The 15,836-nt window shown below is 64.6% G+C and carries 15 protein-coding genes; 11 read left to right on the top strand and 4 right to left on the bottom strand.

The window, feature by feature from the left end; genetic code table 11:
* Nucleotides 1-5: 5 nt before the first annotated feature.
* On the bottom strand, nucleotides 6-800 hold the full coding sequence (locus B0E55_RS27745; protein WP_044479608.1) for a class I SAM-dependent methyltransferase: 795 nt from the start codon (nucleotides 798-800) through the stop codon (nucleotides 6-8).
* Between the two features lie 271 nt (nucleotides 801-1,071).
* Between B0E55_RS27745 and B0E55_RS27740 the strand changes: the two genes are divergently transcribed.
* The 9 genes from B0E55_RS27740 (at nucleotide 1,072) to B0E55_RS27700 (ending at nucleotide 10,860) form a co-directional block, all read left to right on the top strand.
* Nucleotides 1,072-1,872 carry an electron transfer flavoprotein subunit beta/FixA family protein gene (locus B0E55_RS27740; protein ID WP_019747906.1) on the top strand — a complete coding sequence of 267 codons (801 nt, stop codon included), beginning with the start codon at nucleotides 1,072-1,074 and terminating at the stop codon, nucleotides 1,870-1,872.
* A gap of 48 nt (nucleotides 1,873-1,920) precedes the next feature.
* Nucleotides 1,921-2,877: an electron transfer flavoprotein subunit alpha/FixB family protein gene (locus B0E55_RS27735; protein WP_003944698.1), complete on the top strand. Its 957-nt coding sequence runs from the start codon at nucleotides 1,921-1,923 to the stop codon at nucleotides 2,875-2,877.
* 134 nt (nucleotides 2,878-3,011) lie between these two features.
* Nucleotides 3,012-3,848, top strand: coding sequence for a GNAT family N-acetyltransferase (locus tag B0E55_RS27730; protein ID WP_080910884.1), 837 nt, complete (start codon nucleotides 3,012-3,014; stop codon nucleotides 3,846-3,848).
* Nucleotides 3,848-4,747, top strand: a complete 900-nt coding sequence (locus B0E55_RS27725; RefSeq protein ID WP_080910883.1) for a lysophospholipid acyltransferase family protein — start codon at nucleotides 3,848-3,850, stop codon at nucleotides 4,745-4,747. The genes B0E55_RS27730 and B0E55_RS27725 overlap by 1 nt, the downstream gene beginning before the upstream one ends.
* A 52-nt stretch (nucleotides 4,748-4,799) precedes the next feature.
* Nucleotides 4,800-6,029 (top strand): cysteine desulfurase family protein, encoded by a 1,230-nt coding sequence (locus tag B0E55_RS27720; RefSeq protein ID WP_019747909.1) that lies wholly within the window; start codon nucleotides 4,800-4,802, stop codon nucleotides 6,027-6,029.
* Nucleotides 6,029-7,141, top strand: a complete 1,113-nt coding sequence (gene mnmA / locus B0E55_RS27715) for a tRNA 2-thiouridine(34) synthase MnmA (RefSeq protein WP_003944736.1) — start codon at nucleotides 6,029-6,031, stop codon at nucleotides 7,139-7,141. The genes B0E55_RS27720 and mnmA overlap by 1 nt, the downstream gene beginning before the upstream one ends.
* A complete protein-coding gene (locus tag B0E55_RS27710; RefSeq protein ID WP_042951487.1) occupies nucleotides 7,138-8,160 on the top strand; it encodes a methionine synthase in 1,023 nt (340 codons plus the stop codon). The genes mnmA and B0E55_RS27710 overlap by 4 nt, the downstream gene beginning before the upstream one ends.
* Nucleotides 8,161-8,242: 82 nt before the next feature.
* Nucleotides 8,243-10,324: an NAD-dependent DNA ligase LigA gene (gene ligA / locus B0E55_RS27705; protein ID WP_232252717.1), complete on the top strand. Its 2,082-nt coding sequence runs from the start codon at nucleotides 8,243-8,245 to the stop codon at nucleotides 10,322-10,324.
* A 47-nt stretch (nucleotides 10,325-10,371) separates the two neighbouring features.
* Nucleotides 10,372-10,860 (top strand): GNAT family N-acetyltransferase, encoded by a 489-nt coding sequence (locus B0E55_RS27700; protein ID WP_080910881.1) that lies wholly within the window; start codon nucleotides 10,372-10,374, stop codon nucleotides 10,858-10,860.
* Nucleotides 10,861-10,873: 13 nt separating this feature from the next.
* Here the strand turns inward: B0E55_RS27700 and B0E55_RS27695 are convergent, their stop codons facing one another.
* On the bottom strand, nucleotides 10,874-11,524 hold the full coding sequence (locus B0E55_RS27695; protein ID WP_020969299.1) for a hypothetical protein: 651 nt from the start codon (nucleotides 11,522-11,524) through the stop codon (nucleotides 10,874-10,876).
* 301 nt (nucleotides 11,525-11,825) lie between these two features.
* On the opposite strand from B0E55_RS27695, the gene gatC reads away from it, so the two are divergent.
* Together gatC and gatA are read left to right on the top strand one after the other, a co-directional pair.
* Nucleotides 11,826-12,125 (top strand): Asp-tRNA(Asn)/Glu-tRNA(Gln) amidotransferase subunit GatC, encoded by a 300-nt coding sequence (gene gatC / locus B0E55_RS27690; RefSeq protein WP_003944747.1) that lies wholly within the window; start codon nucleotides 11,826-11,828, stop codon nucleotides 12,123-12,125.
* Nucleotides 12,122-13,600, top strand: a complete 1,479-nt coding sequence (gene gatA, locus B0E55_RS27685) for an Asp-tRNA(Asn)/Glu-tRNA(Gln) amidotransferase subunit GatA (protein ID WP_021343887.1) — start codon at nucleotides 12,122-12,124, stop codon at nucleotides 13,598-13,600. The genes gatC and gatA overlap by 4 nt, the downstream gene beginning before the upstream one ends.
* Nucleotides 13,601-13,657: 57 nt before the next feature.
* Here the strand turns inward: gatA and B0E55_RS27680 are convergent, their stop codons facing one another.
* Together B0E55_RS27680 and B0E55_RS27675 are read right to left on the bottom strand one after the other, a co-directional pair.
* Nucleotides 13,658-15,058: an alpha/beta-hydrolase family protein gene (locus B0E55_RS27680; RefSeq protein WP_080910880.1), complete on the bottom strand. Its 1,401-nt coding sequence runs from the start codon at nucleotides 15,056-15,058 to the stop codon at nucleotides 13,658-13,660.
* Nucleotides 15,055-15,729 (bottom strand): hypothetical protein, encoded by a 675-nt coding sequence (locus B0E55_RS27675; RefSeq protein WP_080910879.1) that lies wholly within the window; start codon nucleotides 15,727-15,729, stop codon nucleotides 15,055-15,057. Before B0E55_RS27675 ends, B0E55_RS27680 begins: the two co-directional genes overlap by 4 nt.
* Nucleotides 15,730-15,836 lie beyond the last annotated feature (107 nt).

Below are 15,836 nucleotides of genomic sequence, written 5' to 3'. Positions count from 1 at the left end.
GTTACTCACTCGCCGGATTCCTTCACGGCAGTTTCTTTCACGGCGATAGCGACGAGGTCGAGGCTGTCGTCGATGTCGGGTTCGCTGATGCTGAAGTCGTCGACGGTGATGCCCTCGACGTCGCGGGTGAGATCTTCGGGCCAGGGCTCACCGGCCAACGCGCGGTCGATCTGCGCGTTGATGAACGATCCGCCGTGCTTGGCGTCGAGTTCCTTCAGGCGTGAACCGTGGTGGACGCCGGTCATCAACTGAACGCGGAATCCGGCGTCTTCGAGCAATTCGGTCATTTCGGCGGCGTTGAGCTCACGAGTGTGGAAAGGGTTGAGCGGCGTGTCGCGGCCGGGGGAGAACGTGATCCGGTTGGGGGTACTGATCAGAAGTTCACCGCCGGGAGCGAGAACTCGGAAGCACTCGCGCAGGAACTGACCCTGATCCCACAGGTGCTCGATAACCTGGAAATTGACGACGACGTCAACCGAGTTGTCGGCCAGTGGAAGCTCGGCGAGATTGCCGTGGAGCATCTCGACGCGGGGGTAGCGCGCACGAACGTGTTCGACCGCGGAGACGTCGTAGTCGAGGCCGGTAACCTTCGTTGCGACGTCCGCAATCATGTTGGCGCCGTAGCCTTCTCCGGATCCGGCCTCGAGGACTCGGCGGTCCGTGCAGCGCTCCAGAAGTGCGCGGTACACCACTTCGTGGCGTCGGAACCAGTAGTTCTCCTCGGGGATTCCTGGCACGGTTCGTTCGCCCGTCAAGGGCAGGGGTGCGTCCTCGTGGTTGCTGACACTCGTTTCACTCACCCGTGCGAGATTAGTGCCATCCGAGTAGAACGTGTTCGCCGTGGTCCAGATCACTGCTGTCAATTCCTGTTCGTGCCGTTATGGTGGACGAGGTTCCACGTTAAGTTACCCACCGGTAACTTAACGTGGGGTAATCTAACGCACAGCCGACGTGAACCGAGAAATTCGCCCGTGGGGAGACCTGTCGGACTCTCTTTTCGGACGCTCGGACTGCGCGAGCACCACAGACGATTTATCAGGTGAATTACACACAGGAGGTCGACGAAGACCCATGACGAATATCGTTGTTTTGATCAAGCAGGTCCCCGACACATGGTCCGAGCGCAAGCTGACCGACGGCGACTACACGCTTGACCGTGAAGCCGCTGACGCAGTCCTCGACGAGATCAACGAGCGCTCCGTCGAAGAAGCACTCCTCATCAAGGAAGCTCAGGGCGGTGAGGTAACGGTGCTGTCCGCAGGTCCCGACCGCGCCACCGACGCTATCCGCAAGGCTCTGTCGATGGGCGCCGACAAGGCCGTCCACATCAACGACCCGGCACTGCACGGCTCCGACGCGATCCAGACCGCATGGACGCTCGCTGCTGCTCTCGGACAGATCACCTTCGAGAACGACGAGCCTGCCGACCTGATCATCGCCGGCAACGAGGCCACCGACGGCCGCGTCGGCGCTGTTCCGGCCATCATCGCCGAGTACCTGGGCATCCCGCAGCTCACGCAGCTGCGCAAGGTCGTCGTCGCCGACGGCAAGATCACCGGTGAGCGCGAGACCGACGAGGGCGTCTTCGGCCTCGAGGCTTCGCTGCCCGCGATCGTCTCGGTCACCGAGAAGATCAACGAGCCGCGCTTCCCGTCCTTCAAGGGCATCATGGCCGCGAAGAAGAAGGAAGTTCTCGTTTACACGCTGGCCGACCTCGGAGTCGACCCGGAGACCGTCGGAGTTGCCAACGCCGGCACCACCGTGACGTCCTCCACCCCGAAGCCCCCCCGTACCGCTGGTGAGCGCATCGCCGACGAGGGAGACGGTGGCACCAAGATTGCCGCTTACCTCGTCAGCAACAAGGTCATCTGATCGCGCCCTTCTAGACATCCAGCAGAAGAACTCAGGGAGAGTTAAGTCATGGCAGAAGTACTTGTGCTCGTAGAGCACGCAGAGGGTGCGCTGAAGAAGGTCAGCACCGAACTCATCACCGCTGCACGCGCACTCGGTGAGCCGTCGGCAGTTGTCGCCGGCCCCGCGGGCACCGCAGCAAAGCTCGCCGACGCTCTGGCAGCAGCCGGAGCCGAGAAGATCTACGTCGCCGAGTCCGACGACATCGACGGCTACCTCGTCACCCCCAAGGTCGACGTTCTCGCCGCTCTGGTCGAGTCCACCAGCCCGGCAGCAGTCATCACCGCAGCCGGCACCGAGGGCAAAGAGGTTGCCGGTCGTCTGGCCGCACGTCTGGGCTCCGGACTGCTGACCGACGTCATCGAGATCAAGGCTGACGGCACCGGCGTCCACTCCATCTTCGGTGGCGCGTTCACCGTCGAAGCCAAGGCCAACGGCGACGTTCCCGTCTACTCGGTTCGTCCGGGTGCAGTCGAGGCTGCTCCGCAGGCCGGCGCAGGCGAGCAGATCACCGTCGAGGTTCCGGCTCAGGACGAGAGTGCCGTCAAGGTCACCTCGCGTGAGCCCATTGTCGGCGGCGACCGCCCCGAGCTCACCGAGGCGTCGGTTGTCGTCTCCGGTGGACGTGGCGTCGGCAGCGCGGACAAGTTCTCCGTCGTCGAAGAGCTGGCCGATTCCCTCGGTGCTGCAGTCGGTGCTTCGCGTGCCGCTGTGGACTCGGGTTACTACCCCGGACAGTTCCAGGTCGGTCAGACCGGTAAGACGGTCTCCCCGCAGCTGTACATCGCGCTCGGCATTTCCGGTGCCATCCAGCACCGCGCCGGCATGCAGACGTCCAAGACCATCGTCGCGGTCAACAAGGACGAAGAGGCACCCATCTTCGAGATCGCCGACTTCGGCATCGTGGGCGACCTGTTCAACGTCGCACCGCAGCTCACCGAAGCTGTGAAGTCCCACAAGGGCTAAAAAGCACAAACTGCTGTGCGCCTTTATCAACCCCCGCGGTTGATAAAGGCGCACAGTGCTTTATTCACCCGGCCTGCATCGGCATGTCACTTCGTCGATACCGAGACGCCGTTCGCGCTCGATAAACCTTGCGCATGACAATTACGTCAGTCCTTCGCTCCGCGAGTGACAATCTCGGCCGTGAAGTCGCCCAGCCGAGATATTCCCTGATCGTCTCCTCCGACCGCGAGCATCGTGTCGCAGCGCAGCGCCTTCGATACCGAGTGTTCGCCTCCGAGCCAGGCTTCTCCCTCCCGGCCTCGGCCGGGGTCTTCGAACTCGACGCCGACGGCTTCGACGAATTCTGTGATCATCTACTCGTTCGTGACAACATCACCGAGGAGTACGTCGGCTGCTACCGAATGCTGCCGCCGGATTCCGCTGCGGCGGCGGGTGGGTATTACACCGCAACCGAATTCGACATCTCCGCGCTCGATCCGGTGGCGAACAGGATCGTCGAAATGGGTCGCGCGTGCGTCGATCCCGCGCACCGCACCGGATCCGTCCTCAGCCTGATGTGGTCGGGCATTCTGCACTACCTCGAACTGACCGGATACGAGTGGGTGATGGGCTGCGTCTCCGTGCCCATCTTGCCGAGCCCCGATTCAATTGCCGGCGCCGATGTCCGCGGCGTCCGTGACTTCGTGATGAACAAACACGCCAGTCCGGGGTCGCGGCGGGTGACGCCACGAAACCCGGTGGTCCTCGGCGGTCTGACGCTCGACGAGATTGCCGCACCGGAACGCGTGACGATGCCGCCGTTGCTACGTGGCTACTTGCGGATGGGCGCGATGATCTGCGGGGAACCTGCTCACGATCCCGAGTTCGGTGTAGCCGATTTTGTTGCGCTGCAAGGCCTTCACTCCGCCAACAAGCGCTATCTGGAACGGCTGCGATCGGCGGCCGCCGCACACGAATCGGGGATCGGCTGATGACCGCGACGGTGCCGTACTGGGTGCCGACGAGCCCCTGCGGCGACGGGTGCCTACCTACGGACGCACCCGGTGTGTCGAGTATCACCGTGATGGCCCGCGGGGTCATGGTCGGCGCCGCACTGGTGACTGCGCCGGTGCTCTCCGCCGGCTGGCTGCTCCCGCGCACCTGGCGTACGGAGATGCAACGCGGATACTCGCGCGCGTTGCTGCGTTGTCTGGGAATGAAGCTCACGGTCGACGATCAGCGGTTGGGGCGCGCCGAACCGGCGGGCGTGATGGTTGTCGCCGGTCACGTGTCGTGGACCGACGTCCTCGTCGCGAGTGCCGTTGCCCCGGCCAACTTCGTCGCCCGTGCCGACCTGCTCGACTGGGCAGTGCTCGGTGGTCTCGCGCGCCGGATGCGCGTAGTGCCCATCGATCGCGCCCGACTGCGTGAACTTCCCGGAACCGTCGACGTCGTTCGCGAACGACTTCAGCGTGGTGTCCGCGTAATGGTGTTTCCCGAGGGAACGACCTGGTGCGGGCGGGCGTACGGAGGTTTTCGCCCGGCAATGTTCCAAGCTGCCGTCGACGCCGAATGCCCGGTTCAGCCGATGGCGATCCGCTACGAGAACGCCGACGGTTCCCTGTGCACCGGACCGTGCTTTGTCGGCACCGAAACTATCGGTCAGTCCATCGGTCGGATCCTGCGTCAGAAGAACGTCGAGGTGAAGGTCAGGCTGGCTCCGCTCGAGGAGGCAGGGGAGTGTCGAGTCGACCTCGCGCAGCGATGCGAGAGAGCCGTACGTGGCGTCGAAACCATCGATTTGGCAGCTCACGACATCTTCGACCCCGCACCGGAACTCGTGACACAAGCCGTGGGACAAATCGATACCTCCCCGGCAATGACCGCTTAGCCTGCTGAGCGAGGCTGGGCGAACTCTCGTGCTGGGCTATCCTTGTCAAGCCATGACTCTGCCTGCACACAGTGCCCACGCCGGATTTCCGGTGTACCTCGATCATGCCGCCACGACTCCGATGTCGGCAGCCGCTATCGAGGCGATGACCGATACCTTCAAAACCGTGGGCAACGCGTCCTCGCTTCACGGTTCCGGCCGTGCGGCCCGGCGCCGCGTCGAGGAGTCGCGGGAATCGATCGCTGCCAGCCTGGGTGCGCGGCCTTCGGAGGTCATCTTCACCTCCGGCGGAACCGAGAGCGACAATCTCGCGGTCAAGGGCATCTACTGGGCTCGCCGTGACGCCGATCCGCGACGCACTCGCATCCTGGCCAGCTCCGTCGAGCATCATGCGGTGCTCGACGCCGTCGAGTGGCTCGAGCAGCACGAGGGCGCGCGCGTGACGTGGTTGCCGGTCGACGAGAACGGTGTCGTTGACCCGCAGACCTTGCGCGACGAGCTTTCCGTCCACGCCGACGAGGTAGCACTCGTTACGGTGATGTGGGCCAACAACGAGGTCGGCTCCATCATGCCGATCGTGGAGTTGGCGGAGATTTCGGCTGAGTTCGAGATTCCGATGCACAGCGACGCGGTTCAGGCCGTTGCGCAATTGCCGGTCGATTTCGCGGCGAGCAAGTTGTCCGCGCTGAGCATCGCGGCGCACAAGTTCGGTGGTCCGCACGGCGTCGGCGCACTGCTGCTCGGACGCCAGGTTCCGTGTGTGCCGCTCCTTCACGGCGGCGGACACGAACGTGATCTGCGTTCGGGCACTCCGGATACTGCGGGCGTTGTCGGGATGGCTGCGGCGCTGCGCGCAAACGTCGAGAACTTCGATTCCAGCACAAGGGAATTGGCGCAGTTGCGTGACCGTTTGATCGACGGAGTCCTGGAGATTCTTCCCGAGTCGGTGCTCAACGGCCCGACCGGATCCGATCGGCTTCCCGGTAACGCGCACTTCACCTTCCCCGGCTGCGAGGGCGATTCGTTGCTGATGCTGCTCGACGCCGCCGGTATCGAATGTTCCACCGGTTCGGCCTGCACCGCCGGTGTGGCCAGAGCCAGCCATGTCTTGATCGCGATGGGCGTCGAATCGCCCGTCGCGCGTGGCTCACTGAGATTTTCGCTCGGACATACGTCGAGTGTCACCGATGTGGACGCGCTAATCGCTGCGCTTCCACAAGTAGTAGAGCGCGCTCGGGCCGCCGGTCTTGCCGGTGCCGGTTCGCGTGGAGGGGATCGCTGATGCGAGTACTCGCAGCCATGAGCGGAGGTGTCGACTCCGCTGTCGCCGCCGCCCGCGCTGTTGCCGCCGGACATGACGTCGTCGGCGTTCATCTTGCGCTGTCCACGGCGCCGGGTGCATTGCGGACGGGTTCGCGTGGATGCTGCTCGAAGGAAGATGCCGGCGACGCCAGGCGCGCTGCCGACGTCCTCGGAATACCCTTCTACGTCTGGGATTTCGCCGATCGCTTCAAGGAAGACGTGATCGACGACTTCGTGGCGTCGTACGCAGCGGGTGAGACCCCCAATCCGTGCCTGCGGTGCAACGAGAAGATCAAGTTCACCGCACTGGCCGACCGTGCGGTCGCTCTCGGCTTCGATGCCGTGGCGACCGGTCACTACGCGCGCCTCGAAGACGGCGTCCTACGCCGGGCGGTCGACGCGGACAAGGACCAGTCGTATGTCCTCGGTGTGCTGACGGCCGATCAGCTTTCGCGAGCGATGTTCCCGATCGGTGACACACCGAAAGAACAGATCCGCGAGGAAGCCGCCGAGCGCGGTCTGGCTGTGGCGAACAAGCCTGACAGCCATGACATCTGCTTCATCCCGACCGGCGATACCCGAGCATTCCTGGGTGCGCGCATCGGCGTTCGTCCGGGAAGCGTCGTCGACGCCGATTCGGGTGAGGTCCTCGCTGCACACGACGGCGTACACGGCTTCACGATCGGACAGCGCAAGGGCCTCGGCGTCGAAGGTCCCGCAGGTGACGGCCGTCCGCGGTACGTGACCGCGATCGAGCCCGAAACCGGAACGGTGCGAGTCGGTTCGGCCAAGAATCTCGACGTCTGGGCCATCTCGGCCCAGCGCGCGATCTGGACCTCGGGCCAGGCGCCGGAAGGCCCCGTCGAGTGCATGGTGCAGGTTCGTGCGCACGGCGGACTGGCGCAGGCCGTCGCCGAGGCCGTCGACGACGGTACTTCGGGCGGCGGCATCTCCATTTCGTTGCGCGAACCACTGACCGGCGTCGCGAAGGGCCAGGCCGTCGTGCTGTATCGCCCCGACAGCGAACTGGGCGACCAGGTTCTCGGCAGTGGCACCATCTCCGGCACCGAATCCGAGCCGAACACACTGTGACACAGCAGGTTTCCATCGGTGGCCTCGTCACCGGAATCGGATCCTGGCCGGGCACGGACGCCCGCGAAAGCGCCGCAACCATCCTTGGTGAACTGGGCGGTTTCCCACACCTGGTGGAGTTGCCGAGCCGCGGTCTCGGCGCTGACATGGTCGGCCGAGCAGGCGCGATTCTGGTCGACATCAACCTCGACGCCTCGACCCGCGCCTATCGCGTCGTGCCTCGGCGGGGCAACGTCGCGAAGCGAGCCGAGGACTTCCTGAATCAGGATCTCGACGCACTCGAGGAAGCCTGGGAATCGGCCCGTCTGGTCGGCGGAGACCACGTGATCAAGCTTCAAGCTGCCGGCCCGCTGACACTCGGCGCCGAGATCGAGGTTGCAAACGGTTCGCGAGTTCTCGTCGACCGTGGGGCACTCCGGGACATCGCCGAATCACTTGGTGAGGGGCTCGCGCGCCACGCCGCCGAGGTCACTCGTCGTACCGGTGCCCGAGTGGTGATCCAATTGGACGAGCCGCAGATCGCGGCAGTGCTGGCCGGTTCACTACCCGGGCGCACCAAGATGGAGAGCGTTCCGGCTCTGCCGGAACCCGAGGCGCTCGCCGTTCTCGACTCGACGATCAGCGGTTGCGGATTGCCCACAATCGTCCACAGTTGCGGCGCCGACATGCCGTGGGATCTGATGAGGCGAAGCCAGGCGTTCGGCGTGAGTTTCGACATGTCGCTCATCGGCTCACGTGATCTGGACGGCATCGGCCAGTTGTTCGACGCCGGCAAGGAATTGGCGCTCGGTCTGGTTCCTTCCGCCCCGCCGGAAAAGCCGGTGACGTGGAAAGAATGCGCGATGCCGGCCGTCACCCTGCTCGATCGTCTCGGCTTCTCGCGTGAACTCCTGCAGAACCAGGTCGCGGTAACCCCAAGCTGTGGTCTTGCGAGTGCGAGCCTCGAGTGGAGTCGAGCCGCCCTTCGACTGTGCACAGACGTCGGCAAGGCATTGGTGGACGATCCGTCGGCGTTCTGATGTGTCGCGTTCTGACGTGGAGTCGTGTGGTGTGTCGGTGTGAACCGATAATCTTCTAGCTGTGACTGAAACCGCGGATGCAATGCAGCCAGCGCCCAACGAGGCGCGCGAGCAGTGGACGGAGCTGGCCGAAGAGGTACGCCAGCATCAGTTCCGCTACTACGTTCGTGACGCGCCCGTCATTTCGGACGGTGCATTCGACACATTGCTCGGGCAGCTCAATGCTCTCGAAGAGCAGTACCCGGATCTGCGAACTCCCGACTCTCCGACGCAACTCGTCGGCGGCGGATTCGCGACGGACTTCACGTCCGTCGATCACCTCGAGCGGATGCTCAGCCTCGACAACGTCTTCGACGAGTCCGAACTCCGCGGATGGATCGCCAAGGTAGAGCAGGAAACCGGGCCGGAACTGCACTATCTCTGCGAAGTGAAAATCGACGGTGTCGCGCTCAATCTCGTCTACGAGAACGGCAAACTCGTGCGTGCCGCAACCCGCGGGGACGGTCGTACGGGCGAGCTGGTCACTCTCAATGCCCTGACGATCAACGACATCCCGGAGCGGCTCACCGCCACGGACGAATACCCGATTCCAAGCTTGCTCGAGGTGCGAGGAGAGGTGTTCTTTCGCCTCGAGGACTTCGCGGCACTCAATGCCTCCCTCGTGGAGGAGGGTAAGGCGCCGTTCGCCAATCCGCGCAACTCTGCGGCGGGCTCCCTGCGTCAGAAGAATCCTGCCGTCACCGCGCGTCGTCGCCTCGGCATGATCTGCCACGGGTTCGGGCGCATGGAAGGTTTCGAGCCGGCTTCGCAGTACGACGCCTACGTGGCCCTCGCCGCCTGGGGGCTGCCGGTGTCCACGCACACCTCGCGGGTGGTCGGCGCCGACGCCGTGGTCGAAAAGATGAAGTACTGGGGAGAACATCGCCACGACGTCGAGCACGAGATCGACGGGTTGGTGGTCAAGGTCGACGAGATGTCGTTGCATCGACGTCTGGGCACCACGTCTCGCGCACCGCGGTGGGCGATCGCATACAAGTACCCGCCGGAAGAGGTCACGACCAAGCTCCTCGACATCCGGGTCAGTGTCGGCCGCACGGGTCGCGTGACGCCGTTCGCGTACATGGAACCCGTCACGGTGGCGGGTTCCACTGTGTCCTTGGCCACCCTCCACAACGGCTCGGAGGTCAAGCGCAAGGGTGTGCTGATCGGCGACACCGTGGTGTTGCGCAAGGCTGGAGATGTCATCCCCGAGGTTCTCGGTCCCGTGGCAGACGTTCGTGACGGTACCGAGCGCGAGTTCGTCATGCCGACGCATTGCCCCGAGTGCGGCACGTTGTTGGCACCCGCGAAAGAGGGCGACGTCGACGTGCGATGCCCTAATCAGCAGTACTGCCCGGCGCAGTTGCGCGAGCGTGTGTTCCACGTCTCGGGGCGCGGAGCATTCGACATCGAGGTGCTCGGTTACGAGGCCGCGACCGGACTGCTGGAGGCGAAGGTCATCGGTGACGAGGGCGATCTCTTCTCACTCGACGCCGAGAAACTGATCGAGGTTCCGATCTTCCGCACCAATGCGGGAGCGCTGTCTGCCAACGGAAAACGCTTGCTGGCCAACCTGGATTCGGCCAAGGACAAGCCGCTGTGGAGAGTGCTTGTGGCACTGTCGATTCGGCACGTCGGCCCCACTGCCGCGAGGGCGTTGGCTGGCGAATTCGGTTCGCTGCAACGTATTCGGGAAGCGTCGGTCGACGAGTTGGCTGCAGTCGACGGTGTCGGATCCACAATCGCCGCCGCTGTCGTGGAGTGGTTCTCCGTCGACTGGCACCAGCAGATCGTCGACAAGTGGGCTTCGGCCGGAGTGCGTATGGAGGACGAGCGAGACGACTCGATTCCGCGCAATCTCGAGGGTCTCTCGATCGTCGTCACCGGTTCGCTCGAGACGTACTCGCGAGATCAGGCGAAGGAAGCGATTTTGGTGCGCGGCGGTAAGGCGGCTGGGTCGGTCTCGAAGAAGACTGCGTTTGTCGTCGTCGGTGAAGCGCCCGGTTCCAAGCATGACAAGGCAGTCGAATTGGGTGTGCCGGTGCTCGACGAAGACGGCTTCCGGCGGTTGCTCGAAGATGGCCCGGATGCGGTTGCTCCCACCGATTTGGACGAATCAGAGTGACTTTGTCCGATTTCTGAGATTGGTGTGCTGGGTGCGATAGTGACGCCATGATCGAGATTCGTGAAGTTCTACCGGCTGAGTTCGAGACCGTCGGGGAACTGACTGTGCAGTCGTACGTGGGTGGCGGATTTGTCGCCGGCGGATCGCCGTACGCGGAGCGCCTGCGAGACACCGCAACTCGGGTGGAGCAGGGGCGGGTGCTGGTTGCCGTTCTCGGCGAAGAGGTCGTGGGTTCTTTGACGATCGCCGAACCCGGCACGCCCTTCGCGGATGTTGCGCAGAACGGCGAACTCGAGTTCCGCATGCTCGCGGTCTCGCCGCAGGCTCGGGGATCGGGCGCCGGAACCGCATTGGTTCGCGCAGTGATCGCCGAAGCCTACGACCGAGGCGATCACTCGGTGGTCATCTCGACGCAGCCCGAGATGGTCGATGCTCGTCGCATCTACGACCGCAACGGGTTCGTCCCCGATCCCGAGCGCGCGTGGGAGCCGATTCGCGGTATGGAGCTGACGGTCATGGTTCGCGGTCTGGCCTGATTACCCGGCCTGGTCAGCCCAGCACTGTCGCGACGATTCCGGCGAGATAGCCGAGGCGGGCTATCTCCGAAGGGCGAAATTCGGGTCCTCCGGGACGACCGAGCATGAGGACACGATTGCCGGAGCCGAGCGGTGCGGCAGCGAGGCTGGTGTTCATCTCTCGCCAGACGTCCGGAACCCAGTCGGCCTCGCCGTCGAGGGCGGTGGGCTTGTCCAGTGGCATCCACGGAATGTCGGTGGCATGGGTTTCCGGCGCGCCGGCGCTACCGACGACGCGGTACGCACCGTGCTTGCCGATGTCCGCGACGACGCACCAGCCGACTCGCAGTACACGCGGCGCGCCGTCGACGAGGACCTGTAGTCGATCGTTTCGGGCTGTCGCAACGGAATCGATGAGTTCGAGCTCACGATGGGTGTCGAGAATCCCGGCGTAGGGGCGGATCGAATCGACCAGCACGTCGGGCAGATGCTCGGCAGCGGTGATCAAGGTGTCGGGCAGTGCGCCCGGTTCGACGTCGACCACGAGGTCGTCGATGGCAAAACCGTCGCCTCGCTCCACGACGTCGAGGGAGAGGATGTCTGCGCCCACGGATCCGAGAGCTACGGCGAGCGCGCCGAGGCTGCCGGGTCGGTCGGGCAGTTGGACGCGAAGCAGGTACGACACGTGCGTGCCTTTCGCTGATCGGTTCTCGCCCGGATCACGTCGACCCGGGCCACACCCATCTTTGCACTTGCTCAGCACGCGTTGGTGGGCGCCGCGGCGGGGTCACACCGGGTGCACATGCTTGTCACACGAGCGAAACACGAGGTGGATTCGACGTGGCGGTGGACACAGTAGGCGTGCGTACCGGTCGACACAGCAGGCGTGCTTACAGGGACACAGCAGGCGTGCTTACAGGTCTGTCGCGGCGAGCAACTAGGCTGGACCGGCAATGTTCACGTCCTCTTCCGAAAGGGGCCCCGCGGTGCCTGCCATCTCCCGTGACGAGGTCGCGCACCTCGCGCGGCTGTCCAGACTCGCCCTGTCCGATGCCGAACTCGACGAGTTCGCCGGTCAGTTGGATTCGATTCTCAACCACGTCAAGGTGGTCACCGAGGTTGCGGCCGACGACGTCCCGCCCATGGCGAACCCCAATGCCGTCACCAACGTGACGCGCCCCGACGTGATCGTGCCCGGGTTGACCCCCGAGCAGGCATTGTCCGGAGCACCCGCAGTCGAACAGGATCGCTTTGCGGTTCCGCAGATCCTTGGAGAGGGCGAATGACCGATCTGACCACGCTGGACGCCGCTGAGCTGGCCGGCAAGATCCACTCGCGTGAGGTGTCCTCGGTAGAGGTCACGCAGGCGCATCTCGACCGCATCGCTGCCGTCGACACCGAGTACCACGCCTTCCTGCACGTTGCCGGCGAAAAGGCTCTCGAAGCCGCCGCAGCAGTGGACAACTCGCTCGCAGGCGGAAACGAACCCGCTTCGGCACTCGCCGGCGTCCCGATCGCGTTGAAGGACATCTTCACCACGACGGACATGCCGACCACCTGTGCGTCGAAGATTCTCGAAGGCTGGGTTGCGCCGTACGACGCGACCCTGACGAGCAAGCTTCGCGCTGCGGGCATCCCGATCCTCGGCAAGACGAATCTCGACGAATTTGCGATGGGCTCCTCCACGGAGAACTCCGCATTCGGTCCGACGCGTAACCCGTGGGATGTCACCCGCATCCCCGGCGGATCCGGTGGTGGTAGCGCTGCAGCGCTCGCGTCCCGTCAGGCCCCGTTGGCCATCGGCACCGACACCGGCGGTTCGATCCGTCAGCCCGCTGCGGTCACCGCGACGGTCGGAACCAAGCCGACGTACGGAACTGTCTCGCGCTTCGGGCTCGTCGCGTGCGCCTCCTCGCTCGATCAGGGTGGCCCCTGTGGTCGCACCGTGCTCGACACCGCTCTGCTGCACGAGGTCATCGCCGGGCACGATCCGCGTGACTCCACGTCCATCGACGCCCCCGTGCGTCCGGTGGTCGCTGCGGCACGTGAAGGTGCAGTCGGCGACCTGCGCGGCGTCAAAGTCGGTGTGGTCAAGGAACTTCACTCCGACAGCTACCAGCCCGGCGTCATCGCTTCCTTCGACGCTGCTGTCGAGCAACTCAAGGCTTTGGGCGCCGAAGTTGTCGAGGTTTCGTGCCCGAGCTTCGAGCATGCGCTCGCGTCGTACTACCTGGTGCTGCCCAGTGAGGTCTCGTCCAACCTGGCCCGCTTCGACGCCATGCGCTACGGACTGCGGGTCGACGAAGGCAACATGAGTGCCGACCAGGTCATGGCGGCAACCCGCGCCGCCGGTTTCGGCCCGGAGGTCAAGCGCCGCATCATGATCGGTACTTACGCACTGTCCTCGGGCTACTACGACGCCTACTACGGTTCGGCGCTCAAGGTTCGTACCCTCATCGCACGCGATTTCGACAAGGCCTACGAGAAGGTAGACGTACTGGTCTCGCCGACCAGCCCGTTCACGCCGTGGAAGTTGGGGGAGAAGGTCGGCGATCCGTTGGCCATGTACCTCTCCGACCTGTGCACGCTGCCGACCAACCTGGCCGGACACTGCGCGATGTCGGTGCCATCGGGTCTGTCCGCGGACGACAACCTGCCGGTGGGCTTGCAGATCATGGCGCCCGCCATGGCTGACGAGCGCCTCTACCGTGTCGGTGCCGCGTACGAAGCTGCTCGCGGCCCGATTGCAACTGCAGTCTGACCTGTTTGCTGTGCGCCTTTATTAACCCCCCGCGGTTAATAAAGGCGCACAGCAGTTTCAGGAGCAAGTCCCCAAAGCTGTTCCCTGATCGGTTCCGTAGCGGTGGCCGTGACCGGCGGGTACACCGAGCGAACCGAGCATGTCGACGGTGGTCTGCAAGAACGTGACGCCCGGGATCCACTGCGGGATCGGGCCGTCTTGCACGGCACGGCTCAGATCCGGCTTCTGCGTCGCGAGGGCGGGGGACCACCACACCACTGGGTCGGACGTGTTCGCTAGGACGGTTGCGCCGTCCGTCCGTGTCGCGCCGGCCGGGGGACCGGCCCACAACACGTCGCACGGGACGGTGGCACTGCTCTCGGTCAGAGCCTCTGTCAGTGCGGCGCTGCCGCCGACGGCGCCGAGGCTCTGTCCGTAGAGGAACAGGTCCGGTCGCTCTTCGGCAGGCATCGCGGCAATGTGGCTGCCGACAGCTGTGAACAGGGCGGTGGCTGATTCTTCGGCGTCGTCGCGGCTGAACAGGAATGTCGCCCAACTGGGTGCGTCGGAGTATTGCTGCCCGACTATCGCGACGTCTCCGCCGAACCGTTGCTCGATACCGTCGACTGCGTGGGTGTCGATCCAGCCCGAGCCGGTCGGAACGGCCACCACGACGCTGTTGCGGGCGAAGCCGCCGACGCGATCGAGTTCACTCACGGCGAGAGCGGCACGCGATGCGGTATCGGGTGCGGAATCCACACCGGCGTAGACGCGCACCGAGTCTTCACCTGCAGCGATGAATTTGCGTCCCTCCGCGCCCATCGAGGTCCACGAGATGAGCGATTCGGAGCTGCCTGTCGCAGAGGCCGAAAGTGGCTGTGTCAGAGCGGTGTCGATGTACGCGTTGGACTTGTCGAACGAATCGGCGAGGCCGTTCCAGACGGCGGGACCGACGACCAACTGCACGCCGAGGACTCCCATGACCAGTGCGCCCACGCTCCGCGCGAAACCCATCCACCGCAGCGCCTTCGAAAGTCCGACCCCGAGGCCCCAGAGTGCAAGGGCGGTCAGCGAGGCAATGCACCCCGCCTCCACCCAGTGGATCAGCCCGGCAGGCGGTACGCCCATCGCTGCTCGCAGCGAGTTCTGCCAACCGGCGGCGGCGAACATCGCAACTGCGGTGCCGGCAGTCGACAACCCGAACGCGGTGATGCGCCAATGACGTTCGTCGAATCGGGCCTTGACCCGGTCGGGGACGAGCCGACGGGCTACCGCGGAGAACGCCCACATCGCCAGTAGCCCGACCGCGACGAGCAGACCGCTGAATACCCCTTGGAGTACGGCTGATCTCGGCAGGAGTCCGGGAGCTAGCGAGATGGCGGACGTCGCTGCCACGGCGACGCTCGTGGACACCCGGGGGAGTGCGAGCGCCCCGACTCGGGCGAGGACGGGGGTCCGTGACGCATTCAGAACGCTCATGCTGCAATCGCTTTCGGGGAGAAGGAGAACTCGTTCGACGGATCGAGGTGCCGCGATCGCATCAGGGTGAAGCCGAGGGCGGAAACTGCCAGAACTCCGGCCGTGCCGTAACCGAACCCCGATTCTGCGACTGGTGTCAGATAGCCTTGGCGCCAAGAGTTTCCGTTCACAGCAGTGACTGCTACATCGGCCATCGCGAAGCAATACCCACGTGAGAGAAAGGACGTACGGTCTTCACAGGCCGCATGCATTCGCTCGTCGAGCTGACCGTCGAGGACCTGACGGGCCCACGGCCCCAGTTCCGTTCCGTGCGAATGCGCGTAGCGGAGTAGGTCGTACCCGAGATCGTGTGCTCTGCAGGCCGAGTCGAATTCGTCGGGAAGCGGAATCGGTGACGAGCAGTCGCCGTGGGGGTTGGCGAGGTATCCGTTGACGACGGTAGGCGTGTAGCCGGCAAATGCGGCGAAATCCGACGGGATGGTGGTCGCAGCATCAGAGGCATCCGCGGTAGTCACAGTGGCGATCGCCCTGGATGCGTTCGAATTCTCGGTGCGCGGCGGCTCGGCTCCGCTCGCTCCGGCAGTGACGGTGATCGCTGCCGTTGCCGCCAGCGCCAGGGCAGCCCAGGTGCCGGCGCTTCGAGAGAGGTCTTTCACTCGTGTGATCCGCATGCCGTTCACGCTATGAACGGACAATCCTGGCGGTCATCGCTCTGGAGAGGGGTTCTCCGACGTGCGATCGGGTGAGAATTCCCTCCCCTGTGATACCTCGGAGGTAG

Source organism: Rhodococcus sp. 66b, from assembly GCF_002076325.1.
GTDB classification, from domain to species: domain Bacteria; phylum Actinomycetota; class Actinomycetes; order Mycobacteriales; family Mycobacteriaceae; genus Rhodococcus_F; species Rhodococcus_F erythropolis.
The sequence above is the reverse complement of the archived record's forward strand: the minus strand, read 5'-3'. Positions and strand labels throughout refer to the sequence as shown.